Here is a 25424-nt window from a genome sequence, read left to right as displayed (position 1 = left end):
AACGACATGACAGCCCTCCCCACCAGTGACGTCTTCACCGAGCGATTGACGGCCCTGCCAGTGCCGGAAGGGCGCCGTGTTCGTATCTCAGAGCAGGGCGCCGTGCTCGGTGTCCGTATGCGCGACGTCTTCGCTCTCGCCAGAGAGTTCATCGACATGCCTCCGGACGAGATCGCCAATCTCCTCGAACGCGACGTGCACGAGGTCAGGGTCGGCGCGTGCAGCATCATGGACAAGCAGGCCCGCCGCAAGCGCACGCCCCAGTCGCGTCGCGCGCAGCTGTACGACCTCTATATGGGCCGCCACGATCGCATCAACACCTGGGACCTGGTGGACCTGGCCGCGCCCCATGTCGTCGGAGGCTATCTGTACGACAAGTCGCGTGCCCCTTTGTATACGCTGGCCCGTTCCCCGCAGTGGTGGGAGCGGCGCACCGCCATTGTCGCCACCTTCTACTTCATCCGGCACGACGATCTCGGCGACACCTTCGGCATCGCCGAGATCCTGGCCGATGATCCTGTTGAACTGGTGCAGAAGGCCTACGGCGGATGGATCCGCGAGGCCGGCAAGCGGGAGCCTGCGCGCCTGCTCGCCTTCCTTGACCGGCACGCCGCAACGATGCCCCGCACCGCCCTGCGTTACGCCGTCGAACACCTCGGCAGCGACCTCAGAGCGCATTACATGGGAGCGGCGAAACGATCTGCCGGGTCTCAATAGGCTTCGTGCTCAGTGCGCATCAGAGGCATTCCGGCGAGTCACGCCAGGGCCTCGATGCGCACTGCCATACTTCTACCCCGACGCCCACTCGCCGGCCCGGCACAGGAACACGGCGAGCCCACTCGACGGCCTCCGCTCTGTCCTTTGCTTGGATCAGCCAGAATCCGGCGATCCATTCAGTGTCGAGCGATGGCCGGGCAGTCACGACGGCCTCGCCACCGTGACGCGCGATCTGCGCCACCAGGCTCTCTGGACGCAGCCTCCCGGCGGTCAGAAGCACTCCGGCCCTGATCAGGGTCTCGTCATAGACCCGCAGTCTGGCGGCGAACTCGCGGCCGGGTGGAAAGCCCGCCTCGGTGTCTGCCCCGGCCCGGCGAATGATCATGAATCTCATCGATCTTCTCTCAGCTCGGCAGGCCGTTTTCTTTCATGTCGAAGTTCGTCGGGGCGTCTAGCTCCTGCCTCAGATTGCCGCTTCATCCGAGGGTTGTGTAGTGCGCTCTTCATCGGACACCAGTGAGATATTCATGTTCAGCCGGTTACTCATAGCGATGATTCCGTCACCTTATGCAGAAGGGGAGGGAACCGTTGCGACAGGAGTTGCCCGGCGTGAGGCCGGGGACGATCGGGGCATGGCGAGCACATTTCAGCGGGGCAAGGTGCAACTCGTTTTCGGTGCGATGGACGTCGACGGTGACGGCGTGCTGCGCGAGAGCGATTTCGATGCCCTAGCGGGGCGTTGGGCGTCCATCCGCGCGGCCGGTGATGAGGAGCACCTCATGGCGATCATGCATGGCTGGTGGGGAACGCTCGCCGAGCGCTCCCGCGACCCCGAGTCGGTCACGCTCGACGACGTCCTCACCGTCGTGGATCTGCTCGGCCGGACGCCGGACGCCGTGGACGCCACCGCCGAGGCCATGTTCGAGGCCATCGACGAGGACGGCGACGACCGGATCTCGCCGGCCGAGTACCAACGCATGATCGAGGCGTGGAACGGCAGCCCCACCGACACCACCGACGTGTTCGTCCGACTCGACGCCGATGGTGACGGCACGGTCTCCCGTGCGGAGTTCGTCCGCCACTGGAGAGAGTTCTGGGTGGGCGACGACCCTGCGGCGCCCGGAAGCCACGTCTTCGGGATACCTCCCGCGGCCTGATTCCTAGGAACAGGTCTCGAGCGATCGTCAGACGTTGGTGCGTGACCACTGCTGGTTGGTGCCGGTGTTGCACGGATACTGCTTGAGGATCACGCCGTCCGCGGTCGACGCGGCCGGTACGTCCACGCATTTGCCGCTGTGTCGTGCCCGGAGCTGGAAGTAGCTGCCGTTGGCGACCATCTGGAACTGCTGGTTGGTGCCGGTGCCACAGGTGTACTGGATGAGTTCGGCGCCGTCGGCGGTCGACGCGCTCACCACGTCGAGGCATTTTCCGCTGTGGCGGCTGACGACGCGCCAGTAGCCGCTGCCGGCGTCCTGGAACTGCCACTGCTGCCAGGCGTTGCCGCCGTACGTGTACTGGCCGACGCGCGCGCCGTTGTCGGTGTTCGGCTGCTGGACGTCCATGGCCTTGCCGCTGTGGCGCACGTCGATCCGGTAGTACGTCGGCGGGGGAGTGGGGCCGACGGCGTCGCCCCAGGCGTACCGGATCCGGTCGGCGCCGGAGGGGTTGCGGACGGTCAGGCCGAGATCGGTGCCGCTGCCGGTCAGGCCGTACATCGAGTAGTGGTCGTAGCCGCTGGTTCCGGTCGGTTTGCCGCCGAGGGCGGGCCAGTAGGTGCCGCCCATCTGGTTGTCCCGCATGACCTGGGCCATGGCGCGGATGTGGCGCACGAAGTTGTCGGCGCTGTTCGCGTCGCCGTAGTCGAGGCCGGTGGCCATCGGCGCGCCGAACTCGGTCGCGACCGCGCGGGAGGCGCAGTTGCCCAGACGCGTCTGGATGTGGCTGCGGAAGGCGTCGTAGGTCATCGCGCTGTAGAAGAAGGCGTAGTGGTGGAAGGACAGCAGCGTCGCGTTGAAGCGGCTGTCGTTGCAGACGTCCCGCAGGTCCTGGCTGTAGCCGGTGCCGCCGATGAGCACCCGGCCGGGCACCGCCGAGGTGTGATAGCCGAGCCAGTTCGCCGCGACGTCGCGCCACTCCGCCGAGGTGTAGCCGTGCGGCTCGTTCATCGGCTCGAAGTAGACGTTGCCGTTCGAGCCGTACGTGTTGGTCACGCTGGACCACATCGTGTTCCACGCGGCGAGGTCGGTGATTCTGCCGCCGGAGGCGGCGCCGTCCTCCCAGTACGCGAGGATGACCTTGAATCCACGGGCAGTGGCGGCGTCGATGGCGCCGCGGTAGGCGTTCCACCAGGTCGTGTTGGCCACGGTGTGGGTGTTGATGGGCAGCCGGACGGTGTTGACGCCCATGGTGGAGGCCATGTCGTCGTAGAGGGCGTTGGCTTTCGCCCGTACTGTCGCGTTGCTGTCGGACTGGCTCAGGCCGTGCAGGACGAGCGTGCCGGTGCTGAAGTTGTCACCCAGCACGGCCCAGTTCATGCCCCTGAACTGGCTGGTGGCGGCAGCGGCCGGCGACGCGGGGATGACGAGGCTCGCCGCCGCGGTGAGCGCCGCCACCACGAGGGCGATCAGCGACCGGCGTGACGACCGGGTGTTTCCCGAGGATAAGCAGCTGATCAGTCTCATGGCATGCCCAATCACTGGATCTGAATTCCTGGGTCAGACCTGGGTGCGGCTCCACTGCTGGTTGGTGCCGCTGCCGCAGGCGTACTGCTGGATGTCGGCGCCGTCGCCGGTGCCGGAGCCGACGACGTCGAGGCACTTGCCGCTGTGCCGTGCGACGATCCGGAAGTAGCTCCCGGTGGCCTGCCACTGCCATTGCTGGTTGGTGCCGCCGCCACAGGTGTACTGGATGACGTTGGCCCCGTCGGCGGTCGAAGCGCCGGCCACGTCCAGGCACTTGCCGCTGTTCTGGTTGACGACGCGGAAGTAGCCGCTGTCGGCGTCCTGGAACTCCCATTTCTGGTTGCCGCCGCCGTTCCAGGTCCACTGTTTGATCTCGGCGTTGTTCGCGGTGGAGGCCGACACGACGTCCATCACCTTGCCGCTGTTGCGGTTGGTCACGCGGTGGACCGGCGCGGGGGCGGGCACGTCGGCCACCGGCAGGATCGTGCCGTGGCGGCAACCGGGGCAGGTGATCTGGCTCAGGCCCGACCAGGAGTTCAGATTCGAGCTGGTGGCCGTCCAGATGCCGCCGTTGGTGTACTTGTCGATCCAGATGCGCCAGGAGCCGTCGCTCATCCGCAACACGGCCGGTCCCTCGTAGCCCGAGCTCCACAACTGGCCCTGGTTGCTCCACCCGCTGGTGAGGCTCGTGCTGGTCCAGTGCTCGATGTACTTGGAGGTCTCGTTCTTGGTGAAGGCGTGGTAGGTACTACCCGACTTCACCACGTACGTGTCGATGTAGTTGTAGCCGAGACCGCCCATCTGCGCCGGTCCGCTCCAGGAGGTGAGCGACGCGTTCTGGGCGGTGAAGATGTACGGACGGAAACAGTTGGAGCACGTCGTCTGGGCGATGCTCACGATGATCCGGACGGTGCCGCCCTCGACGTAGAACTCGGGCGCCCAGGTGAAGCGCGTGTTGGCGACGCCGGAGCTGACGCTGGTCACGTGGGTCCAGTTGACCAGGTCGGGGCTGGAGGCGATGTTGAAGTGGGTGGAGTTCGTGGTCCATGACTCGACGGTGTGGGCGATGTAGTAGAGCCCGTTGTGCTGGATGATGCTGGGGTCGCGCAGCACGCCGGACGGGCCGCGGTAGTTCGTGTCGGCCAGCACGCCGAAGTTCGTGCCGTTGGCCGACGAGTAGACCCAGAGCTCCTGGTCGGCGGCGGCGTCTCCCTTGAACGTGGTGTAGACGTAGCCGGGCGCGGCCTGTGCGGGTGAGGCGACCGACGCCCCGGCGGCGGCGGCGGTGAGCGCCACGAGGCAGAGCCGGGCCAACCAGCGTCTGACCTTCAGTCGTCTGTTCACGGGTGAATTCCCTCGCCATGAATTGTTAGCGCTAACATCATGCTGATCCATTCACGAAGGCAGTCGAATGGTGGTCGGTGCGCCAAGCGTGCGCGGGGATGCGGTCGTTACGTCGGCGTTACATCAGTGTGTTCGCTCATGTCGAGCCGGTCAATACCCCGTTCATTCGTGGACGGTTGACCGCAGGCGGAATCGTCTCGAGGCGAGGTATTGACAACCGGGCTGTCAGCCTTTTCCATGTGGGAAACACATCGTAAACACGCATGTGACCCTCGGGCCGGTGGTGATGTTAACGCAAACATTGTGCCCCCGTGGAACACCCGGTCGCCACGCCAACCGCCGGAACAGAGGGAAGTGATCAGCATGAACCGACTCGTGAGCTTACGCCGCTCGCTCGCGGCCATCCTCCTGCTCGCCGGTGCCGTCGTCGGCCATACCGCGACCGCGGCCCCGGCCGGCGCGGCTCCGGTGACCATCACCAACGGCACCCAGTTCCTGGACACCAGCGGCAACGCGCTGCACGCCCATGGCGGCGGCGTGCTGCGGGAAGGCGGCTACTACTACTGGTTCGGGGAGAACCGCAATCCCGACAACACCTTCCGGGCGGTCTCGGTCTACAGGTCCACGGACCTGCGGAACTGGGAGTTCCGCAACGACGTCCTCACCCAGTCGTCGCACCCCGAGCTCAACGTCGCGAACATCGAGCGGCCGAAGGTCATCTACAACAGCTCCACCGGCAGATTCGTCATGTGGATGCACAAGGAGAACGGCACCGACTACAGCGAGGCCCGCGCCGCCGTCGCCTCCTCCGCCACCGTGGACGGCGCGTACACCTACCACGGCAGCTTCCGTCCGCTCGGGCACATGTCGAGGGACATCACGCTCTTCAACGACAACGGCACCGCCTACATGATCTCGGCCGCGGACGAGAACTACGACCTGCACATCTACCGGCTCACGACGGACTATCTGAACGTCAGCACGCTGGTGGGCAATTTCTGGAACGACGCCCACCGCGAAGCCCCGGCCATGTTCAAACGAGGAAGCGTCTATTTCCTGCTGACCTCAGGGGCGACCGGGTGGAGTCCGAACCAGGCTCGATACGCGACCGCGTCGAGCATCTCCGGTCCATGGACCGGGTGGACCAACGTCGGCGACGGCACGACGTTCAGCTCCCAGCCGACGTACGTGCTGCCGATCCAGGGCTCGTCGACCACCAGCTACCTGTACATGGGGGATCGCTGGGCGGGGGCCTGGGGCGGGCCGGTGAACGATTCCCAGTACGTCTGGCTGCCGATCACGTTCCCGTCCGCCACCAGCATGAGCCTGACCTGGTATCCCCAGATCACCATCGACGCCGCCACCGGCGTCGTCTCCGGCGGCGGCACCTCCCCGTACTACCGGATCACCGGGCGCGGCAGCGGAAAGGTGATGGACGTCGTCAGCTCGTCGACGGCGAACAACGCCGAGGTGAAGCAGTATCCGTGGAACGGCGGCGGGAACCAGAAATGGCAGTTCCAGGACATCGGCGGCGGCTATCACCGGCTGGTCAACCAGAACAGCGGCAAGTGCCTGGACGTGGCCGGCGCTTCGACCGCCGACGGGGCCAACGTCATCCAGTACACCTGTGGCGGTGGCTCCAACCAGCAGTGGCAGTGGGTGGCCACCGGCAGCTACTTCCAGCTCAGGGTCCGTCACAGCGGCAAGTGCCTGGACGTCGTCAACGCGTCCACGGCTGACGGCGCCGACATCCAGCAGTACGCGTGCGGCAGCGGCACCAACCAGCAGTGGTCCCGTACCCAATCCTGATCCTCGGCCGTAGCGACATGACCAGGAAGCCATGCCATGAGAAGACTCGCACTCGCCGCGGCGCGCCTGCTCGCGGTGTGTTCACTGGTGGCGGCGACGTTGGTCGCCGGACCCGCCGCGCCTGCCCAGGCGTCGAACCCGATCGTGAACCGGTTCGCCGCCGATGCGTCGATGCACGTCTACAACAACCGCGTGTACGTCTACACCACGGACGACGAGAGCAACAGCGGCACGTACTGGGACTCGAACGCCTGGCGGGTGTACTCGTCGGCCGACCTGGTGAACTGGACCGACCACGGCGCGCCGTTCTCGGTCGGCGGGTTCGGGTGGGCGACGCGGTACGCGTGGGCGCCCTCGGCGACCCAGCGCAACGGGTACTACTACCTGTACCTGCCGACCGACCGGACCAGGATCGGCGTGGCCAGGAGCACGTCGCCCACCGGCGGGTTCAGCGACCCCCGCGGCACCCCGCTGATCGAGAAGGGGCGGGACGCCAACACCGGTGAGGAGCCCATCGACCCGGCGGTGTTCGTGGACGACAACGGGCAGGCGTACCTGTACTTCGGCGGCGCCCGCGCGCCGAAGGTGGTCCGCCTGAATTCGGACATGATCTCCACCACGGGCGCCATCCAGAACGTGACGATCAGCGGAGGCAGCGGCTTCGCCGAGGCCGGCTTCATGCACAAGAGGAACGGCGTCTACTACTACTCGTACTCCACGGGCTGGCCGGGTCAGATCGCCTACGCCACGGCGAGCAGCCCGCTGGGCCCGTTCACCTACCGCGGCGTCATCCTCGAAGGCGTCAACGTCAACACCAACCACCATTCGATGGCCGAGTACAACGGCCAGTGGTACATCGCCTACCACCGCAACGCCCGCGCCGGCGGTGGCGACTACAAGCGGTCGATCGCGCTCGAGTACCTGTCCTACAACGCCGACGGCACGATCCGCCGGGTGACGCAGACGAGCGCCGGGGTCGGCACCCCGACCATCGCCGCGAATCGGCTGCAGTCGTACAACTTCCCGGACCGGTACGTACGGCATGCCGACTACGACGTACGGATCGACCCGAACGTGAGCCCGGCGGCGGACGCGGAGTGGCGGATGGTGCCGGGGCTGGCCGACACGGGCGGCGCGTACGTGTCGTTCGAGGCGGCGAACCTGCCCGGCTACTACCTGCGGCACTACGACTACGACCTCGTGCTGGCGCGGAACGACGGCAGCGCGACGTTCCGGGCCGACGCGACGTTCCGGCGGGTGATCGGGCTGGCCGACTCGTCGGCGGCGTCGTTCCAGTCGTACAACTTCCCGGACCGCTACCTGCGGCACGCCGACTACCTGCTCCGGATCGACCCGGTCAGCACCACGACCGCCAGGGCCGACGCCACCTTCCGCGTCACCGGCTGAGACCAGAGGGCCGGAGTCCCGCCGGGGAGTCCGGCCCTCGGTCAGCGCCGGCGGGGATCCGTTGAGGATCTGTCAGGCGCCTTGCGGCAGGGCCTTCTCGGCGGCGGCCGTCTCCATGGCCGACGGGCCTTCGCCTGGGCGCCGGGGAGACGTCGGCGGCTCGCGGACGACGATCGGCATCCCCGCGGCGTGCCATGCCTGGAAGCCGCCGATCACGTCGGTGCTGCGGTGGAGGCCGAGGTCCTGGAGCGAGCGGGCGGCGAGGCTGGAGGAGTATCCCTCGTCGCACAGGATGATCCACTGGATACGGGTGTGTTCGGCCTCGGGGATGCGTGCCTCGCACCGGGGGTCCAGCCGCCACTCCAGCTGGTTGCGCTCGATGACGATGGCGCCAGGGACCTCTCCCGCGCAGCGCTGGAAAGCGGGCCGGGTGTCGACGATGAAGCTGTCGGTCCGGCCCGCCGCCGACCATGCCTGGGGTGGGCTCAGGCGGCGCAGCCCCGTGCGGGCCTGAGCCAGCACCTCGTCGATGTCTATCGAAGCTCCCTGGTCGGCGCGGGCGGACGGGAGTCGGACCCGCCACCTTGACGATCAACAAGGTTACCCGCGCGGGGCCTCAGAACGCGCGCGCGCCGCTCGTGGCGGCCGGTCCGTACGCGCCGCCGCTGTCCGCGACCGGCATGCGGCGTATCGCGATCATGGCGGCGTCGTCGCCGAGACGTCCGCCGGTATAGGCGAGGAGGTCGTCGCACACCCGTTTCAACAGCCCTTCCGGGGCTTCCTGCGTCCAGGCGCCGATCCGGTCGGCCAGCGGGTAGAAGACCCCGGCGGCGTCGCGCGCCTCGGTGACGCCGTCGGTGTAGAGCAGCAGGAGATCGCCCTCGTCGAACGGGAACGAGCAGACGGCGTACCCGTGGTCGCACAGGTCCCCCAGACCAAGCGGTGGCGCCGGGTTCTCGCACTGCAGCGGCGTGACCTCCCCGGCGTGCACCAGCAGCGGCGGCGGGTGGCCGCAGTTCACCAGGGTGAGCGCCGGTTCGTCGTCCGCGATGTCGAGGGCGATCGCGGTCACGAAGGTCTCTTCGCTCGCCGGCCATTCCCCGGCGAAATCGTACGGATTGAACCCGGCGCTGTCCTCAAGGTCGGCGACGAGCTCCGGCAGGGACAGACCCCGGCGGGCGGCTTCGCGGAAGGCGCTGACGAGAGCGGCGGCGTCGGAGATGGCGGTGAGGCCCTTGCCCCGGGCGTCGCCGATGATCAGGCGGGTGGCGTTCACGGTGCGTACGGCACCGTACAGATCCCCGCCGACCCGGGCCTCCGCCGCGGCGGCCAGGTAGACGGAGGCCAGCCGGAGCGTGCCCAGCGATTCCGGCAGTGGCCGCAGCAGAGCCCGCTGCGCGGCTTCGGCCACCGAGCGCACCTGCACCAGGACCCGCCGCTCGCGGTCCCGGATGAGGCAGAAGACCACCACGAACGCCGATACCGCGATCATGGCGATGAGCTGTGCCTGCATGTTCTCGGTGCCCAGGTGGTTGTGATGGACGCCGATCATGATCTCGGCGGCGATCGCGAGAAGCCCGATCACGCCCGTGAACCATGCTCCCGCGAAGGAGGCCGTGATCGCCGGGGCCGCCACCAGCAGAGATCCGAAGTGGATGTCGCTGGGGGACACCAGATCGGCGACCGTGATGACCACGATCATGGCCAGCGGAATCACCGCCAGCGCGTGATTCCGCAGTGAGAGACGCCCCCGAAGATGCGGGTTTCCCCCATATTTCACAGTTTCTGTCTACATGTTCCGATACGGGTGCCAAAAGGTAGATGGACAGGTCTTGGGAAAGGCTTTCATCCCAGTCGCTCACCTCTCGTGACGTCGCGATGACATTCGGTGGTGGCGTGCCTAGGCTCTCCCCGTGATCGGCTTTGCGGAAGTCGTGAAGCGTCTGCTGGTCGGCAGGGCGCTGCGCAGCGAGAAGCTGCACGAGAGGCTGCTGCCCAAGAGGCTGGCGCTGCCGATCTTCGCGTCCGATCCGCTGTCGTCCGTGGCCTACGCCACCCAGGAGATCCTGCTGGTCTTCTCCGTCGCCGGGCTGGCCTTCCTGCATCTGACGTCCTGGGTGGCCACAGCGGTGATCGTCCTGCTGGTCGTGGTGGTCGTGTCCTACCGGCAGGTGGTCCGCGCCTATCCCGGGGGCGGCGGCTCGTACGCGGTCGCCTCCGGCAACCTCGGCCCGACGGCCGGCCTGGTGGTGGCCGCGGCCCTGCTGGTGGACTACGTGATGACCGTGGCGGTCTCGGTCGCCGCGGGAGTGGACAACATCATCTCCGCGTTCCCCGGCCTGCACGAACACCGGGTGAGCCTGGCCGTGGGTCTCGTCGCCGTGCTCGCCACGGTGAACCTGCGCGGGGTACGGGAGTCCGGCCGCGTCTTCGCCGTACCGACGTATCTGTTCATCGGGGCCGTGCTGGTGATGTGCGCGACCGGCCTGTTCGGCTGGGTCACCGGGAACGCGCCGGTGGCCGAGTCCGCCGGGTGGGAGCTTCGTCCCGAGGCGGGGTACGAGCAGCTGACGGGCCTGACGTTGACCGTGCTGATCCTGCGGGCGTTCTCCAGCGGCTGCACGGCGCTGACCGGAGTGGAGGCGATCTCCAACGGGGTGCCGGCGTTCCGCCGCCCCAAGGCCCGCAACGCCGCCACGACCTTGGCCGTCATGGGCCTGATCTCGGCGACGATGTTCGCCGGGATCACGGCGCTGGCGCTGATCAGCCAGGTGCGGATCGCCGCCGACCCCTGCCAGTTCAGCGGCACCGGCCCGGACTGCGCGGACCTGCCCCAGCGCACCGTGATCGGCCAGCTGGCCGCCGCCGTCTTCGGCGGGCACGACAGCGTGGGGTTCTTCGTCGTCCAGGCGGCCACCGCGCTGGTGCTGGTGCTGGCCGCCAACACGGCCTTCAACGGATTCCCGCTCCTCGCCTCGCTCCTGGCCCGGCACCGTTACCTGCCCGAGCAGCTGCACATGCGCGGGGACCGGCTCGCCTTCTCCAACGGGATCATCGCCCTGGCGGCCATCGCAGCCGCGCTCCTGTGGGTCTTCCACGCATCGGTGACCGACCTCATCCATCTGTACATCCTGGGCGTCTTCACCTCCTTCACCCTGTCCCAGGCCGGGATGGTCCGCCACTGGGGCCGGGCGCTGGCCGTCGAGTCCGACGCCGGAGTGCGACGCCACCAGCGGCTGGCACGGACGATCAACGCCGTGGGGGCCCTGACGACCGGCCTGGTCCTGATCATCGTGCTGGCCACCAAGCTCACCGAGGGCGCCTATCTGGCGCTGGCCGCGGGCGTGCTGTTGTGGTCGCTGATGCGGGGCATCCGCCGTCACTACGACGTGCTCGCCACCGAACTCGCCGTCACCGACCCGATCGAGGAGTCCGTCGCCCCCGCGCGGGTCTTCACCATGGTCGTGGTTCCCCGGATGGACGCGGCGACCATGCGCGCCCTGGGCTACGCCCGTGCGCTCAGGGCCGACCACGTGGAGGCGGTCACGGTGGCCATCGACCGCGAGGACGCCCAGGACCTGCTGAGGCGGTGGGACACCTCGGGCATCAACGTCCCGCTGAAGGTCCTGGACTCGCCGTACCGCGAGCTCACCCGTCCGATCACGGCCTACGTACGCTCCCTCGTACGGAAGAGCCCGCGTGACGTGATCTACGTCGTCATCCCCGAGTACAGCGTCGGACGATGGTGGGAGAGCCTGCTGCACAACCGGACCACGCTGTGGCTCAGGAGCCGGCTCATGCTCATCCCCGGGGTCGTGATCATCAGCGTCCCCTGGCAGCTGCCGTCCTCCCGCCGTCTCACCCGCCGCCTGACCCGCCGGCCCCTCCGCCGGGCCCCGGGAGCCGTACGACGAGGCGAACCCGACCCCAGAGCGGACCGTGGCTAGAGCGAGTCGGCCGGGTCCCAGACCTTCACGGTCGCCCGCATGTTGTGGTACGAGTCGTCCTTCATCTTCATCGCCGCGATGCGCCCTTCGGAGGTCCGCAGGCAGAAGATCGCTCCGGTCTCCACCTCTTCCTTGCCTGACTCGCCCCATTCCGTCGTGCCCTGGGTCGAAAGTGCCTCGACGCACTGCTGCCGGGTGGGCGCGGTGGAGTCGCTCCACGGGGCGAGGGATTGTTCGTGCGCTTTGATCGAACTTACGAAAAAGGACGAGGACTCAGTGATGTCCGCGTTCTCGTCGGATGTGCGAATGGTCGGCGGGAGCTGGTCGAGGTCGACACCGGCGCCCAGGCGCACGACTCCGGTCCACCGGACGGAAGGCGCTGCCGACGGTTCTGGTGACGGGGTCTGGCTCGGCGTCGGAGCCGAGCTGCTCGGGGCCGTGCTGGAGGGGTGAGCCGAGGGGCTGGTGGTCGCGGCCGCCGGCGGTGGGTCGTCCTCGCCGCGGAACCATCCGTCACCGAAGAACAGGACGGTCACCGCGAGGGCTAACGACAGGACCGCGAGGATTGTCTCCTTGGTCCATTTTCTCGATGGCTGCTGACTGGGATCGCCGTAGTAGTGGCCTGAAGGGTCTGCCTGGTCGCCATCTTGTCGAGTCTGGCTCATCCGAGCATTCCCATCGCCGTCAGATGTTCCTTCGAAGTCCGGTGGACCCCAGAGTGCCACATCTGAGCTGTCGGCTTCGGGTCAGGCCGCGAATTCGCCCGGCCGGTCCGCCTTCCATGAGTAAGGCTGACCGGCGGGCGCCGAATGGTCTGGGCGTGTGGTGCCGCCCAGATTTTGTTAGCGCTCACATTCCGCGCTGCGGTCCTCCTTCGCACTCCGGCGTCTTCCGGTGGTGATGGCGGCGAGTAAATACAACACGCCGGGTGTCGTCAAGGGGTGGTGGTCTGGTGCGCGACGTGTCAGGTGGGTGTCGGGGCAGGTCTGCGGGTCCGTAAGTTGCGGGGATGGGTGAAAGTTTCATCTCCGCCGTCGCGGGGTGCTCGTACGATATCGCTCCTGGTGTCCGTGGCTCCGTGGCATCCGTGGTCAGGCATCGACCCCGCGTCGGGCGTTCCGAAATTTTCGTGAAAACGTTGACATGTTTCGGTTACGTTCCCACACTGATCTCCGAGGCGGTCGGTCCTGCCTGATGTGGTGATCGGCCAGGGCCGCCGGTCATGACGCCATCGTGGTGTGCGCCTCCGGCCTGGGGTGCGGCGTCGTCCGCCGGGGTTCCCGCACATCCCTCGTTCCGTAACTTCAGTATGGAGTCAGGCATGGGCTTGAAGGCTTTACCTTCGTCCGCGTACGAACGTTTCGGTGTCCTCCGCGGCATCGTGGGCGCCGTCGGCGCCCTGGGGATCGTAGGCGCGGCGCTGATGGTGTCCGTTCCCGCGGACGCGGCGGAGAGCACGCTCGCCGCCGCCGCCCAGCAGAGCGGCCGGTACTTCGGCACGGCCATCGCCGCGGGCAAGCTGGGCGACCAGCAGTACACGACGATCGCGAACCGCGAGTTCGACATGATCACCGCCGAGAACGAGATGAAGATCGACGCCACGGAACCCAACCGGGGGCAGTTCAACTTCAGCGCCGGCGACCGGATCTACAACTGGGCGGTGCAGAACGGCAAACGGGTACGCGGCCACACCCTCGCCTGGCACAACCAGCAGCCGGGCTGGATGCAGTCGCTCTCCGGCGGCAACCTCCGCCAGGCGATGATCGACCACATCAACGGCGTGATGGGGCACTACCGGGGCAAGATCTACGCCTGGGACGTCGTCAACGAGGCCTACGCCGACGGCAACTCCGGCGGCCGGCGCGACTCCAACCTCCAGCGGACCGGCAACGACTGGATCGAGGTGGCCTTCCGCACCGCGGCGGCCGCCGACCCGTCCGCCAAGCTCTGCTACAACGACTACAACATCGACAACTGGAGCTGGGCCAAGACGCAGGGCGTCTACAACATGGTCCGCGACTTCAAGCAGCGCGGCGTACCGATCCACTGCGTCGGCCTGCAGTCACACTTCAACAGCAACAGCCCCTACAACAGCAACTACCGCACGACCATCCAGAGCTTCGCCGCCCTGGGCGTCGACGTGCAGATCACCGAGCTGGACATCCAGGGCGGCTCGGCCACCACGTACGCCAACGTCGTCAACGACTGCCTGGCGGTGCCGCGCTGTACCGGCATCACGGTCTGGGGCGTCCGTGACAGCGACTCCTGGCTCGGCGCCGGCGCCAGCGCGCTGCTCTTCGACGGCAACGGCAACAAGAAGGCCGCGTACAACTCCGTCCTGAACGCGCTCAACAACGCGGACCCGGACCCCGACCCGGACCCGACCACGACGCCCACGCAGACCCCCGGCACCGTGGGACAGATCCGGGGTGTGGCGTCCGGGCGGTGTGTGGACGTGCCGAACGCCTCGACGGCCGACGGCACGCAGCTCCAGCTGTGGGACTGCCACTCCAACTCCAACCAGCAGTGGTCCTACACCTCCGCGCAGGAGATCCGCGTCTACGGCAACAAGTGCCTGGACGCCGCCGGCAGCGGCAACGGCGCCAGGGTGCAGATCTACTCCTGCTGGGGCGGCAACAACCAGAAGTGGCGCGTCAACTCGGACGGCTCCATCGTCGGAGTCCAGTCGAATCTGTGCCTCGACGCCGTGAACAACGGCACCGGTAACGGGACCCAGCTCCAGATCTACTCCTGCTGGGGCGGCGACAACCAGAAGTGGTCCTGGAACCGGGGCTAGGAGGTCAGATCATGAGACGGCACCAGCAGGTGCCGATCGGGTCAGGGACGGTGATCGCCGCCGTGGTCACCGCGGTGATCACCGTCCTGGCCGGTTGCGTCGCCATGGCGCCCCAGGCGAGTGCGGCGACGCTGACCAGGATCGGCGACTTCGGGGCGAACCCCGGCAACATCCAGATGCACCTCTACGTCCCTGACAACGTGGCCGCGCGTCCCGGCATCCTGGTGGCGATGCACGGCTGCAACGGCCGGGCGACCGACTTCCACCAGCAGACGGAGTTCGCGTCCCTGGCCGACCGGCACGGCTTCGTCGTCATCTACCCGCAGGCCAACAAGAGCGCCAACGGCCTGTCGAACTGCTTCGACGTGTGGTCGGACGAAGCACTCCGGCACGGCGGCGGCAGCGACCCCGTGTCGATCGTGTCGATGGTCAACTACGTCGTGCAGCGCCACAACGGCGACCCCGAGAAGGTGTTCGCCACCGGCTTCTCCTCCGGGGCGATGGAGACCGTCAACCTGCTCGCCACCTATCCCGATGTGTTCAAGGCCGGCGCTCCCTTCGCCGGTGTGCCCTTCGGCTGTCTCGGCCCGCCCGGTTGCGGCGACCGGACTCCGCAGCAGTGGGGCGACCTGGTCCGCGGCGCCTACCCCGGTTACACCGGTCCCCGGCCCCGGCTGATGGCCTGGCACGGCACCGCGGACGACGTGCTGAACTTCAGCATGTTGCAGAAGGAGGTCGACCAGTGGACCGACGTGCACGGGGTGAGCCGGACGCCCACCTCGACCACGAACCCGCAATCGGGGTGGACGCGCAGAGTCTTCGGGACCGGCCAGGTCGAGGCCTACACCATCAGCGGAGCGGGGCACAATCTGCCGCATCCCGGGATGGCCGTGCACGCGATCCGGTTCTTCGGCCTCGACGGCGCCGGCCCCACGCCGACGCCGACCCCTGGCGGCGACGGCCAGATCAGGGGCGTCGCCTCCGGGCGCTGCGTGGACGTGCCGAACTCGAGCACCGCCGACGGCACGCGGCTCCAGCTCTGGGACTGCCACGGCGGCGCCAACCAGCGGTGGGCCCTCACCTCGTCCCAGGAGCTGCGGGGCCTCGGCGGCAAATGCCTCGACGCCGCCGGGACGGGCAACGGAGCCGGCGTCCAGCTCTACTCGTGCTGGGGCGGCGCCAACCAGAAGTGGCGCGTCAACTCTGACGGGTCGATCGTCGGCGTGCAGTCGGGGCTGTGCCTGGACGCCGCCGGGACGGGCAACGGCGCCCGCCTCCAGCTCTACTCGTGCCACGGCGGCGCCAACCAGCGGTGGAGCCTGGGCGCCGCGTGACGCACCCCGGGTCTGGGCGGTCTCTTGTGGATCGCCCAGACCCGGGTCATGGCTCAGAGGCGGGTCCACCGTTGGTTGGCCGCGCCGCTGCACGTCCAGATCTGCAGGTAGACGCCGTTGGCGGTGGCGTTGCCCGGCACGTCCAGGCACTTGTTCGCACCGAGCGCGGTGATGCTTCCGTCGGTGTTGAAGCGCCACTTCTGGTTGTTCTGGCCGTTGCAGTCCCAGATGATCACGCTGGTGCCGTCGGCGGTGCCGTTGTTGTTCACGTCGAGGCACTTGTTCCCGTAGACCCGCAGTTCGCCGGCTGCCGTGGAGGTCCACTGCTGGTTGACCTGACCATGGCAGTCCCAGATCGCCACCCGGGTCCCGTTGGCCTGGGAAGCTCCGGTGACGTCGAGGCATCTGCCCGACCCCACGCCCTGGATCCGGGACACCGGGTTGGGCGTCCCGCCGCTGACCCGGAACACGACGGTGCCGTGGGACGGCACGCTCGCCGAGATGGCCCCGGTCGTCGAGGTGACGGCGTTCGTCCAGGCCTCACGCATGCTGAAGGAGCTGCCGGACAGGCCGATCGCCGAGGCGGTGGTGCTGATCGTCGTCGTGCCGCCGCCCTGGTTGAACAGCGCGACCGCGACGTCGCCGTTGCTCAGCCGTTTGGCCAGGACGCGGCGGGTGCCGTCGTTGCTGATCTGGGTCGCCTGGAGGCCGAGCGGGTCCTGGTTGATGGCGATCAGGTTCTGGTTCTTCATGATCGTGGCGGTCGCGGAGTCCATGTTCCGCATGTCGTTGCCCGCGATCAGCGGTGCGGCCATGATCGCCCACAGGGCGAAGTGGCTGCGCATCTCGGTGTCCGTCATGCCGCCACGGCCGACCACCATCATGTCGGGGTCGTTGAACTGTCCCGGCCTGGCGTAGCCCGACAGGGGCGCGTTGACGTTGACGATGTTCTGGATGCCCATCGGGTAGCCGTTGGTCTGACCGGAGTTCCACACGTTGGTGATGTCCTCGGTCGTACGCCAGATGTTGGCGACGTCACCCCAGTTCCGCTGCGGGCCGGTCTTCTCGTGGATGCTGTTGGGGTTGATGCTGTAGAGGATCGGCCGGCCGGTGGCCGCCAGGGCGTCGCGCATCTTCGCGAAGGTGCGGACCTGGTCGTCGATGGTGCCGGTGGGGGAGCACCAGTCGTACTTGAGATAGTCGACGCCCCAGGCGGCGAACTGCTGGGCGTCCTGGACCTCGTGGTTCAGGCTGCCGGTGGCGCCCGGGTAGGCGCCGAAGTACTGGGCGCAGGTGCGGTCCAGGGGTGCCTGGTAGAGGCCGAACTTCAGGCCCCGGGCGTGCAGGTAGTCGCCGAGCGCCTTCATGCCGCTCGGGAATCTCGACGGGTTGGCCCGCAGGTTTCCGGCGGAGTCGCGGGCCGGGTCGAACCAGCAGTCGTCGACGACGACGTACTGATATCCGAGGTCGCGCATGCCGGAGGAGACCATCGCGTCGGCGGTCTGGCGGATCAGCGTCTCGTTGATGTTGCAGCCGAAGGTGTTCCAGGTGTTCCACCCCATCGGCGGGGTGCGGCCCACGCCGTTCTCCAGCGCCTGCGCCTGGGTGGCGGGGGTGAGCGCCACGACCAGGGCCACTGCGGTCAGCAGCGCGCGGGTTCGTTTCCCGTTCATGGAGATCGCTCCTCAGGGGGTCGAAGGGAGGGCACTGCCGGTGAACTGCCACCAGTTGACGTTGAACAGGTAGCCGCCGCCGCCCGCGAAACGCAGGTAGAGGTCACGGGTGCCGGTCGCGCCGGACACCGGGCAGGTGACCGTGGTCCAGTTCTGCCAGCCGCCGGTGCCGTTGACGGCGCAGGTGCCCACGAGGGTGCCGGTGGCGCTGCCGAGCCGCAGCTCGATCCGGCCGCCGCTGGTGGCCGAGGCGACGCGGGCGGTGAAAGCGGTGGCCCCGTTGCCGAAGGCGACGCCCTTGACCTTCAGGTAGTCGCCGTTCTCGATGTAGCCGACGTTCATGCCGCCCTCGCTGGAGGGTTCGGTCTCCACCCCGGACGCCCAGGCGACGGTCTCGGCCTCCTGCCGGACGAACGGGTTGAGGGTGCCGACCTGAGGCGGACCGGCGGTGGTCATGTTGATCGTCGGGATGCTGCCGTCGGCGTTGTAGGTGAACTTCTCCACGGCCACTGACCTGGTGAAACCGCCGCCGCCCGGCAGGGCGCCGTTGTGGTAGAAGAAGTACGATCCTCCGGCGTAGTCGATGATCCCGGCGTGGTTGGTGAAGCTGCTGCCCTGCCGGGGCATGATCGTCCCCCGGTACGTCCACGGCCCGGTGGCGCTGGGGGCCGTCGAGTAGGCGATGAACTCCGAGCAGCATTCCGCGGCGAACACGTTGTAGTAGAGGCCGTTGCGCTTGTAGACCCAGGGCCCCTCTTCGTAGAGCGTGGGACGGCTGGGGTTGCCGTTGCGCGTGCCGAATCCCGCGCCGGTCAGCTGGATGTAGGTGATGCCGCCGGAGTAGGAGATCATGTCGTTGTTCAGGCGTACGTACGCGAGCCGGGGGTTGCCCCAGTACAGGTAGGCCTGGCCGTCGTCGTCGATGAGGACGTTGGGGTCGATCTCGTTGTTCTCGACCAGCGGGCGGCCCAGCGCGTCACGGAACGGCCCGGTCGGGCTGTCGCCGACCGCGACGCCGATGGCCATGCCGCCGGTCCTCCGGTTCCGTACGGGGACGTACCAGTAGAACTTGCCGTTGCGGTAGGCGACGTGGCCGGCCCAGGCGTTGGCGTCGGCCCAGGCGAAGGTGGCCAGGCTCATGGGCGAGCCGTGGTCGGTCCAGTTGGCCATGTCGGTCGAGGAGTAGACGCGCCAGTCGCGCATCGTGAAGTACGTGGAGCCGTCCTCGTCGTGGCCGGTGTAGAGGTAGACGCGGCCGTTGTGGACGAGCGGCGCGGGGTCGGCGGTGTAGATCGTCTGGACGATGGGGTTGTCGGCCATGGCCGGTGTCGCGGGCAGGAGGGACATGATGCAGAGCACGCTCATGATCCAGGCCAAGCGGCGTGATCGCGCGGGTCTCATGGGGTCCTTTCGGGGCGGCTTCGCGGAGTGTTAGCGCTAACATCAAATCGTGGAGTGCGTCGTCGCGGAGTACATCCGATGGCCCGGCGGGCGTCAACGGAGGCGACCCCCGCCGTGTGGGCGTCGTCGCCTGGACGCTTCCCGGCCTGCGGTTCCGTTCGGGAAGAGATCACGGCGCCGCACCGTCACGTGAAAATTTCACGTGACGGTGCGGCCGGCCCGTGGATCAGGCGATCTCGATGTGGTCCAGCTCCGCCCAGCGCGTCCGGTGCTGCAGGCGCAGGGTGTTCCAGCCGGCGTTCAGCGTGAGCGGGGCCCGGACCTGCGTCCAGTTGTCCCAGCCGCGGTCGGGGTAGTCCAGGGTGAACCGCGTGGTCCCGTTGACCGTCACCAGGTGCTGCGCGTCGCCGTAGCCGGCCGCGTAGGCCACGTGCGCGGTGTAGGCCCCGGCGACCGGCGCGAACACCCGGACGTCGACCCAGCTGTCCGCATGGTCGATCTTGGCCACGACGGCCCCCTGGGACGCCCCGGCCGCGCCGGTGCGGACGGTGGCGCGGTTGAGCGTGCCGCGCTCGGCCTCGTACCGTACGCGGCTGCCGCGCACGACCGGATAGTCGCCGGCCCAGCCCAGCGCCGCCGTGTACAGGTGGCGGGCATCGCCCACCCAGCCGTGGAAGAAGGCGCGGTCGCCGAGCACGTCGGTCCCACCGGGTCCCTGTACGGCTCCGTCGAAGGTGGCGGTCGTCATCAGCGGCCGGTACGCCTTGGTGTAGCGCCCGGTGAGCGACGGGGACACGGCGTAGCCGGTGAAGTAGCTGTTGCCGGTGTAGGAGCCGCCCGAGTAGAAGAGCACGTACTGGGAGGGCCGCTTGACGAGCACGGGCGCCTCGATGACGCCGGCCTCCTCGGCCCGGTCGTTCCGGATGAGCTCGGTGCGGCCGCCGACGAAGGTGACGCCGTCGGCCGCGACCTGCTGCAGCCACAGGATGGTGGGCCGGCCGACGGCGTTGCCGTCGTTCTTGTAGAGCAGATACCGCTTGCCGTCGGTGTCGACGAAGCTGGACGGGTCGATGTCGCCGCCCTCGTCCGCGTCGCAGACGAGCGGCGAGCCGCCGGCCGGCTGGAAGGGGCCGAGCGGGTTCGCCGAGGTCGCGGCGCCGACGCACATGCGCCCCGTGGCGGTGCTCGGGCCGGTGAAGTACATCAGGTAGCGGCCGTCGGAGAGACGGGAGACGTCGGGCGCCCAGAACCCGCCGTCGCCCGCCCAGGACGGCTTGGCCGGCAGCGCGTCCCCGCGCACGGTCCACGGGCCGGTGGCGGACGGGGCGCTGGCGACCGGGATGCGGCCGGGTCGGCTGCTGGTGGAGTAGGCGTAGAAGGTGGAGCCGACCTGGATGACGTCCGGATCGGGGAAGTCGGCGCGGATCACGGGCGCCGGGGCCACGGTGTCCGCCGCCGCGCCGGCCGTGGGGAGACAGACTGTGGCCGCGGTGAACGCCAGGAAGAGCCGGCCGAGGAGCCGCATGAGGACCTCCGATCATCCGTAATCAGTTCAGGTCCCCAGTGAAGTCCTCCGGCCGAGGTGTCCGACAGGGGTTCGGACGCACTCGGACAGACTCGGCCTCCCGTCGCGCTATGTCTCGGTCAGGAAGGCGCGGATGGCGGGGACGAACCGCTCGTGGGCGTCCTCCAGGAGGTAGTGGCCGGCTCGCCTGCAGACCTCGACCCTGGCGTGCGGCAGGCGGCGCCGCCACTCGGCCAGCATGGCGGGGTCGAAGACCGGGTCGCGCAGCCCCCAGCCGACGAAGGCCGGCAGCCCGGCGAACCGGTCGAGCCGCCGGCCGGTGCCTTCGAGGAGCGGCCACGCCCGGTCGCCCGGCCGCAGCGGGATGTCGTGCACGAACCGCTGGACGGCCACCCGGTGCTCGGGCCGGTCGTACGGGGCGAGGAAGGCGGCGCGCACGTCGGCGGGCATGCGGCGGCGCACGCCGAGCGGACGCCAGGTCGCGCCGCGGGCGAACAGGTTGTGCCGCAGGAACAGCCGCGCGCCGAGCCGGGTGCGGCGCAGCACCCACAGCGGCGCCCGCAGCGGGAGGCGGACCCGCTCGCCGTGCGGGCTGGGGAAGGCCGCCGTGTTGAGGACGACGAGCCGGGCGACGCGCCCGGGGTGGCGGCAGGCCCACGCCATGCCGATCGGCCCGCCCCAGTCGTGCATGACGAGCGTCCAGCCCCGCTCGGGGGCGCCCCGGGCGATCAGGTGCCCGACCAGCGCGTCGAGGTCGTCGACGCGCGAGGCGAAGGTGTGGTCGTACTCCCGGGCGGCCGGCTTGTCGGACAGCCCCATGCCGATGTGGTCCGGAGCGACGCAGCGGAACCGGTCACGCAGGGCCAGGATCGGCCGCCGCCACAGGTAGCTCCAGGACGGGTTGCCGTGCACGAACAGCACCGGGGCACCCGCCCCTTCGTCCACGTAGTGCTGGCGCAGCCCGCCGGGGTGGGCGTGCCAGTGGGAGGCGAACGGGTAGCCGGGGAAACGCGTCACGGGGACTCCGAGAGGTGGGCGGTCAGGCGGGCGAGCCCTTCGGCCATGCTCACGCGTGGCCGGTAGCCGAGGTCGCGGCGGGCCGCGGAGATGTCGAACCAGTGCGCCGTGGACGCCTGCTCCACCAGGAACCGGGTCAGGGGCGGCTCCCAGCCGCCCTGCGCCGCCAGGCGTTCCAGCATCCCGGCCGCCGCCATCGCCGGCCCGGCGGGCAGCCGCCGCCGCACCGGAGGCTGCCCGGCCGCCGCGAGCAGCGCGTTCACCCAGACGCCGAAACCGCACGGCTCGCCCTGGGTGATGAAGTACGCCCGCCCGCACAGCGGCGACCCGGGCCGCAGCCGGTCGAGGGCCAGCACGCAGGCGTCGGCCGCGTTGTCGACGTAGACGGTGTCGATGGTCTTGTCCGCCCTGCCCAGCAGCCACAGCCGGTGCCGGTTCGCCACGAACCGGGGTAGGAAGTGCGGGTCGCCCGGCCCCCAGATGAGGTGCGGGCGCAGCGCGACGGACGGCGCCGGCCCGGCCAGCACGAGCCGTTCGGCCGCCGCCTTGGTGCGCGGGTAGGGCGCGGTGAACCGGGTGGCGTACGGGACGGACTCGTCCACGCCGTCCAGGTCGCGCCCGTTGTGCACGACGCTCGGCGACGACACGTGGACCAGCCGGGCCCCGGCTGCCGCGCAGGCGTCCACCACGTTGCGCGTACCGTGCACGTTGACCTCGGCGAAGTCCCGGGACGCGCCGTGCGCCCCGGCCTTGGCGGCGCAGTGGACCACGGCCTCGCACCCGTCGACGGCGGCGCGGACGGCCGCCGGGTCGCGGATGTCGGCCAGGTACTGGGTGACGCCCAGCGCGTCCAGTTCGAGACGCGGGCGGCGGTGCAGCGCGCGCACGGTGTCGCCGCGCGCGACCAGGCGGCGGCACACGGCGCGGCCGAGGAACCCGCCGCCCCCGGTGACCAGGACGTTCACCGGCGGCCTCCGCGCGACCGCCGGGCCGCCCAGGCGGCGAGCACGTCCCGGCGGATCTTGCTGTTGTGCCGGGCGTCCACCGGGAAGCGGCGGTGGAACAGCACCTCGCGCAGGCCCGCCGTGCGCGGGTGCCGCGCGGCCTCCGCGAGGATCCCGGCCCGTACGAGGTCGCGCCGGAAGCCGGGCTCGGGCTCCACCACGAGGACGGGTCGGGAGCCGGCGCCCACCAGGGCGACGCGGCGCGCTCCCGGCACTCCGGCCAGGAGTGTCTCGACGTGGTCGGTGTAGAGGTCGCCGTCCGGGGCGCGGACGCGTTCGGACTTGCGGCCCGCGAACCACAGCCGGCCGTGCTCGTCCAGCCGGCCCAGGTCGCCCATGCGGTGCCAGACCCGGTCGCCGTCCGGGATCCTGGCCAGGGCGGTGGCCCCCGGGTCGTCCAGGTAGGGATCGCTGACGGCGGGGGAGGAGACGACGAACTCCCCGACGGTGCCGGGCGGTACCGTCAGGTTCTCGTCCCATCGGGCGATCGGCCCGTCGGTGACGCCGATGACCCGGACCTCGACCCCGGGCAGGGGCGGGCCCAGGCATGTCCCGGCCCCCCGGTGTGCGGCGTGCGCCGCGACCAGTTCGGCGCCCTCGATCGCGGCCACCGGCAGGCACTCGGTCGCCCCGTACACCGACAGCACCCGGGCCGCGCCGGGGACGCAGGCGCGGACGCGGTCCAGCGTCGGCAGCGGCAGCGGCGCCCCGGCGACCGCCACCGTCTCCAGCGAGTCCAGCACCAGGCCGCGGGCCACGCAGTGCCGGGCCAGCCGGTCCAGCAGGGCGGGCGCGGCGAACAGGGTGGACACCCGGTACCGGCGGATGTCCGCGGCCAGCGCCGCGGGGTCGAACCGCAGCGGGCGCCGCGGGTCCAGATCCGGCAGCACGGCGGTCGCGCCCAGCGCCGCCGCCCCCAGCGCGAAAGGGATGAACGTCGACAGCACGGGCGCGCCGGCCCGGATGAGCTCCAGCCCGGCCAGCAGGTCGAGCTGCGCCGTCAGGTGCCGGTGCCGCAACGGCACCCCCTTCGGCGGCCCCGTCGAACCGGAGGTGTACGCGATCAGCGCCAGATCACCGGCCCCCGGCGCCGGCGGCCCCGGCATCGAGCCACCGGCGGCGGCTCGCGGGTCCGGGGTCGGTCCGGCGTCGGTGACTCGCAGATCTGGTGTATGCGGGTCCGGGGTCGGTCCGGGGTCGGCAGCTCGCAGGTCCGGTGTATGCGGGTCCGGGGTCGGTGCGGGCGCGGCGGCTCGCGAGTCCCGTGTCAGGTCGCGGGCGGCGGTTCGTAGGGTGGCGAGGGTCGGGCCCGGCCAGGAGCGGCGGTGTCCGACCGTGATGACGACGCGGCTGGTGCGCCGGGCCCAGCCCAGGGCCAGCCGGGCCGCCTGGGCGAGCGGCACCCCGATGAACGCCTCCGGCGCGGCCCGCTCCAGGCACCGCCGGACGGCAGCGTACGGCAGTCCCGGATCGACCATGACCGGTACCGCCCCCAGCCGCAGCAGCGACAGCACCAGCACGCCGAGCTCCACGCCCGGACGCACCAGCAGCACCGTCCGCATGCCGGGCCGCACCCCGCCGAGCGCCAGCGCGGCCGCCGTCTCCTCCACCGATCGCGCCATCTCCCCGTAGCTGGCCGAGCGCGGCGTCCGCCCGCCGACCTGGCAGGCGAGGGTGTCCGGCCGGTCGGCGGCCCAGCGTTCGGCCCGGGTGACCAGCTCGCTCACCGGCACCGGGGTCACCACCGCACCACGACGGTGCCGGCGCTGAACCCGCTCGCCAGGCCGACGAACGCCACCAGGTCGCCGCGCCGCACCCGTCCGGCGGCGACCGCCTGGGCGAGCTGGACCGGTATCGTCGCCGCCACCAGGTTGCCGTGCTGGGCGATGGTGACGACGACCTTCTCCGGCGGGATCCCGACGTGGGCGCAGAACTTCCACAGCGCGGGCAGCGACGCCTGGTGCACGCACACGACGGCGAAGTCGTCCCAGGTGAGGCCGAGGTCGGCGAGCGGATCGGAGAAGACGGCGTGGTCGGTCGCCTCGATGCCGCGTATCAGTCCGATGGCGTCGACGGTGAGCGGGCGGATGACCGGCCAGTCGGTCGCCGGGTCGGACGTCAGGTTCCGCAGCGCCACGGTGGCGGCGTCCCACCCGTGGGACTGGGCGGCGAACCGGTGACCGAGCACCCCCGGCTCCGCCGCGGCCTCCAGCAGCAGCGCGGCCCCGGCGTCCGACACCGTGTAGGCGGCGGCGACCGTCATGAACTCGTCGGCGCCGGAGAGCGTCCACGGCATGAACGCGGTCGGCAGCTCGCCGCAGCAGATCAGCACCCGCCGGTGCCGGCCGGTGACGATCAGCGCCTCCGCCACCTGGATCGCGTTCAGCACGCTGTTGCAGGCGTTGCGCACGTCGAACACCGGGCAGCCGGCGCCCAGCTTCGCCGCCACGACGTGCGCCGTCGCGGGCTCGACGAGGTCGATGGTCACCCCCGCGTAGACGAGCAGGTCGAGGTCTCGGGCGTGCAGGTCCTGCTCGTCCAGCAGCGCGCGGGCGGCGTGCGCGGCCAGGTCCGACGGTTTCTCCCCTGGCGGGGCGACGTGCCTGCGGCGGACGCCGCTGCCGTTGTGGATCACTCCCCGGGGCAGGACCAGCCCGGGGTTGCGGGCGGCGAGCCGGTCCTCCACCTCCGCGGTGGTCATCGTGGTCTCGGGCAGGTGGGCGGCCACACCGGCCACCCGGGCGTGCACGGAAGCCATGGCGGTCTCC

20 protein-coding genes are annotated in these 25424 nt (G+C 69.7%); 7 read left to right on the top strand and 13 right to left on the bottom strand.

The window, feature by feature from the left end; all coding sequences use genetic code 11:
* Window positions 1-6: 6 nt before the first annotated feature.
* Window positions 7-717, top strand: a complete 711-nt coding sequence (locus ACIBF7_RS00635) for a DNA alkylation repair protein (protein ID WP_271277086.1) — start codon at window positions 7-9, stop codon at window positions 715-717.
* A 19-nt stretch (window positions 718-736) separates the two neighbouring features.
* Here ACIBF7_RS00635 and ACIBF7_RS00630 read toward each other — a convergent pair whose 3' ends face one another.
* Window positions 737-1111 carry a YciI family protein gene (locus ACIBF7_RS00630; protein WP_148035268.1) on the bottom strand — a complete coding sequence of 125 codons (375 nt, stop codon included), beginning with the start codon at window positions 1109-1111 and terminating at the stop codon, window positions 737-739.
* 385 nt (window positions 1112-1496) lie between these two features.
* On the opposite strand from ACIBF7_RS00630, the gene ACIBF7_RS00625 reads away from it, so the two are divergent.
* A complete protein-coding gene (locus ACIBF7_RS00625) occupies window positions 1497-1874 on the top strand; it encodes an EF-hand domain-containing protein (RefSeq protein WP_397196020.1) in 378 nt (125 codons plus the stop codon).
* Window positions 1875-1901: 27 nt separating this feature from the next.
* Here ACIBF7_RS00625 and ACIBF7_RS00620 read toward each other — a convergent pair whose 3' ends face one another.
* Both ACIBF7_RS00620 and ACIBF7_RS00615 read right to left on the bottom strand, forming a co-directional pair.
* A complete protein-coding gene (locus tag ACIBF7_RS00620) occupies window positions 1902-3398 on the bottom strand; it encodes an RICIN domain-containing protein (protein ID WP_397196018.1) in 1497 nt (498 codons plus the stop codon).
* Between the two features lie 33 nt (window positions 3399-3431).
* Window positions 3432-4742 (bottom strand): RICIN domain-containing protein, encoded by a 1311-nt coding sequence (locus ACIBF7_RS00615; protein WP_397196017.1) that lies wholly within the window; start codon window positions 4740-4742, stop codon window positions 3432-3434.
* 363 nt (window positions 4743-5105) lie between these two features.
* Here ACIBF7_RS00615 and ACIBF7_RS00610 point away from each other — a divergent pair, with 363 nt between their 5' ends.
* Both ACIBF7_RS00610 and ACIBF7_RS00605 read left to right on the top strand, forming a co-directional pair.
* A complete protein-coding gene (locus ACIBF7_RS00610; protein WP_397196015.1) occupies window positions 5106-6551 on the top strand; it encodes an RICIN domain-containing protein in 1446 nt (481 codons plus the stop codon).
* Window positions 6552-6587: 36 nt separating this feature from the next.
* Window positions 6588-7958 carry an AbfB domain-containing protein gene (locus ACIBF7_RS00605; protein WP_397196013.1) on the top strand — a complete coding sequence of 457 codons (1371 nt, stop codon included), beginning with the start codon at window positions 6588-6590 and terminating at the stop codon, window positions 7956-7958.
* A 72-nt stretch (window positions 7959-8030) separates the two neighbouring features.
* Here ACIBF7_RS00605 and ACIBF7_RS00600 read toward each other — a convergent pair whose 3' ends face one another.
* Entirely contained in the window at window positions 8031-8480 is a 450-nt protein-coding gene (locus ACIBF7_RS00600) for a rhodanese-like domain-containing protein (protein ID WP_397196011.1), read from the bottom strand.
* Window positions 8481-8574: 94 nt separating this feature from the next.
* Window positions 8575-9675 (bottom strand): PP2C family protein-serine/threonine phosphatase, encoded by a 1101-nt coding sequence (locus ACIBF7_RS00595; RefSeq protein ID WP_397196010.1) that lies wholly within the window; start codon window positions 9673-9675, stop codon window positions 8575-8577.
* A 196-nt stretch (window positions 9676-9871) separates the two neighbouring features.
* On the opposite strand from ACIBF7_RS00595, the gene ACIBF7_RS00590 reads away from it, so the two are divergent.
* Window positions 9872-11905 carry an APC family permease gene (locus ACIBF7_RS00590; RefSeq protein WP_397196008.1) on the top strand — a complete coding sequence of 678 codons (2034 nt, stop codon included), beginning with the start codon at window positions 9872-9874 and terminating at the stop codon, window positions 11903-11905.
* Here the strand turns inward: ACIBF7_RS00590 and ACIBF7_RS00585 are convergent.
* Window positions 11902-12570 (bottom strand): hypothetical protein, encoded by a 669-nt coding sequence (locus tag ACIBF7_RS00585; protein ID WP_397196006.1) that lies wholly within the window; start codon window positions 12568-12570, stop codon window positions 11902-11904. The two genes, ACIBF7_RS00590 and ACIBF7_RS00585, sit on opposite strands and share 4 nt — an antisense overlap.
* Window positions 12571-13226: 656 nt before the next feature.
* On the opposite strand from ACIBF7_RS00585, the gene ACIBF7_RS00580 reads away from it, so the two are divergent.
* Window positions 13227-14702 (top strand): endo-1,4-beta-xylanase, encoded by a 1476-nt coding sequence (locus ACIBF7_RS00580; RefSeq protein ID WP_271277096.1) that lies wholly within the window; start codon window positions 13227-13229, stop codon window positions 14700-14702.
* 11 nt (window positions 14703-14713) lie between these two features.
* Window positions 14714-16036: a PHB depolymerase family esterase gene (locus ACIBF7_RS00575; RefSeq protein ID WP_271277097.1), complete on the top strand. Its 1323-nt coding sequence runs from the start codon at window positions 14714-14716 to the stop codon at window positions 16034-16036.
* A gap of 53 nt (window positions 16037-16089) precedes the next feature.
* Here ACIBF7_RS00575 and ACIBF7_RS00570 read toward each other — a convergent pair whose 3' ends face one another.
* The 7 genes from ACIBF7_RS00570 to ACIBF7_RS00540 form a co-directional block, all read right to left on the bottom strand.
* The gene (locus tag ACIBF7_RS00570; RefSeq protein ID WP_397196005.1) at window positions 16090-17709 is read right to left on the bottom strand and encodes a glycoside hydrolase family 27 protein; all 1620 of its coding nucleotides are present in this window, start codon (window positions 17707-17709) and stop codon (window positions 16090-16092) included.
* A 12-nt stretch (window positions 17710-17721) separates the two neighbouring features.
* A complete protein-coding gene (locus tag ACIBF7_RS00565; protein ID WP_397196004.1) occupies window positions 17722-19074 on the bottom strand; it encodes a glycoside hydrolase family 43 protein in 1353 nt (450 codons plus the stop codon).
* A gap of 262 nt (window positions 19075-19336) precedes the next feature.
* Entirely contained in the window at window positions 19337-20635 is a 1299-nt protein-coding gene (locus ACIBF7_RS00560) for a family 43 glycosylhydrolase (protein WP_397196002.1), read from the bottom strand.
* 108 nt (window positions 20636-20743) lie between these two features.
* Window positions 20744-21652, bottom strand: coding sequence for an alpha/beta fold hydrolase (locus tag ACIBF7_RS00555; RefSeq protein ID WP_397196000.1), 909 nt, complete (start codon window positions 21650-21652; stop codon window positions 20744-20746).
* Window positions 21649-22617, bottom strand: coding sequence for an NAD-dependent epimerase/dehydratase family protein (locus ACIBF7_RS00550; RefSeq protein ID WP_219546753.1), 969 nt, complete (start codon window positions 22615-22617; stop codon window positions 21649-21651). Before ACIBF7_RS00550 ends, ACIBF7_RS00555 begins: the two co-directional genes overlap by 4 nt.
* Window positions 22614-24398, bottom strand: a complete 1785-nt coding sequence (locus tag ACIBF7_RS00545; protein ID WP_397195998.1) for an AMP-binding protein — start codon at window positions 24396-24398, stop codon at window positions 22614-22616. The genes ACIBF7_RS00550 and ACIBF7_RS00545 overlap by 4 nt, the downstream gene beginning before the upstream one ends.
* Window positions 24395-25414, bottom strand: coding sequence for a 3-oxoacyl-[acyl-carrier-protein] synthase III C-terminal domain-containing protein (locus tag ACIBF7_RS00540; protein ID WP_364229673.1), 1020 nt, complete (start codon window positions 25412-25414; stop codon window positions 24395-24397). Before ACIBF7_RS00540 ends, ACIBF7_RS00545 begins: the two co-directional genes overlap by 4 nt.
* Window positions 25415-25424 lie beyond the last annotated feature (10 nt).

The sequence above is a fragment of the Nonomuraea sp. NPDC050478 genome (genome assembly GCF_044458265.1).
Lineage (GTDB): Bacteria > Actinomycetota > Actinomycetes > Streptosporangiales > Streptosporangiaceae > Nonomuraea > Nonomuraea ferruginea.
Note: the sequence above shows the minus strand (reverse complement) of the source record. Positions and strands in the feature narration are given on the sequence as shown.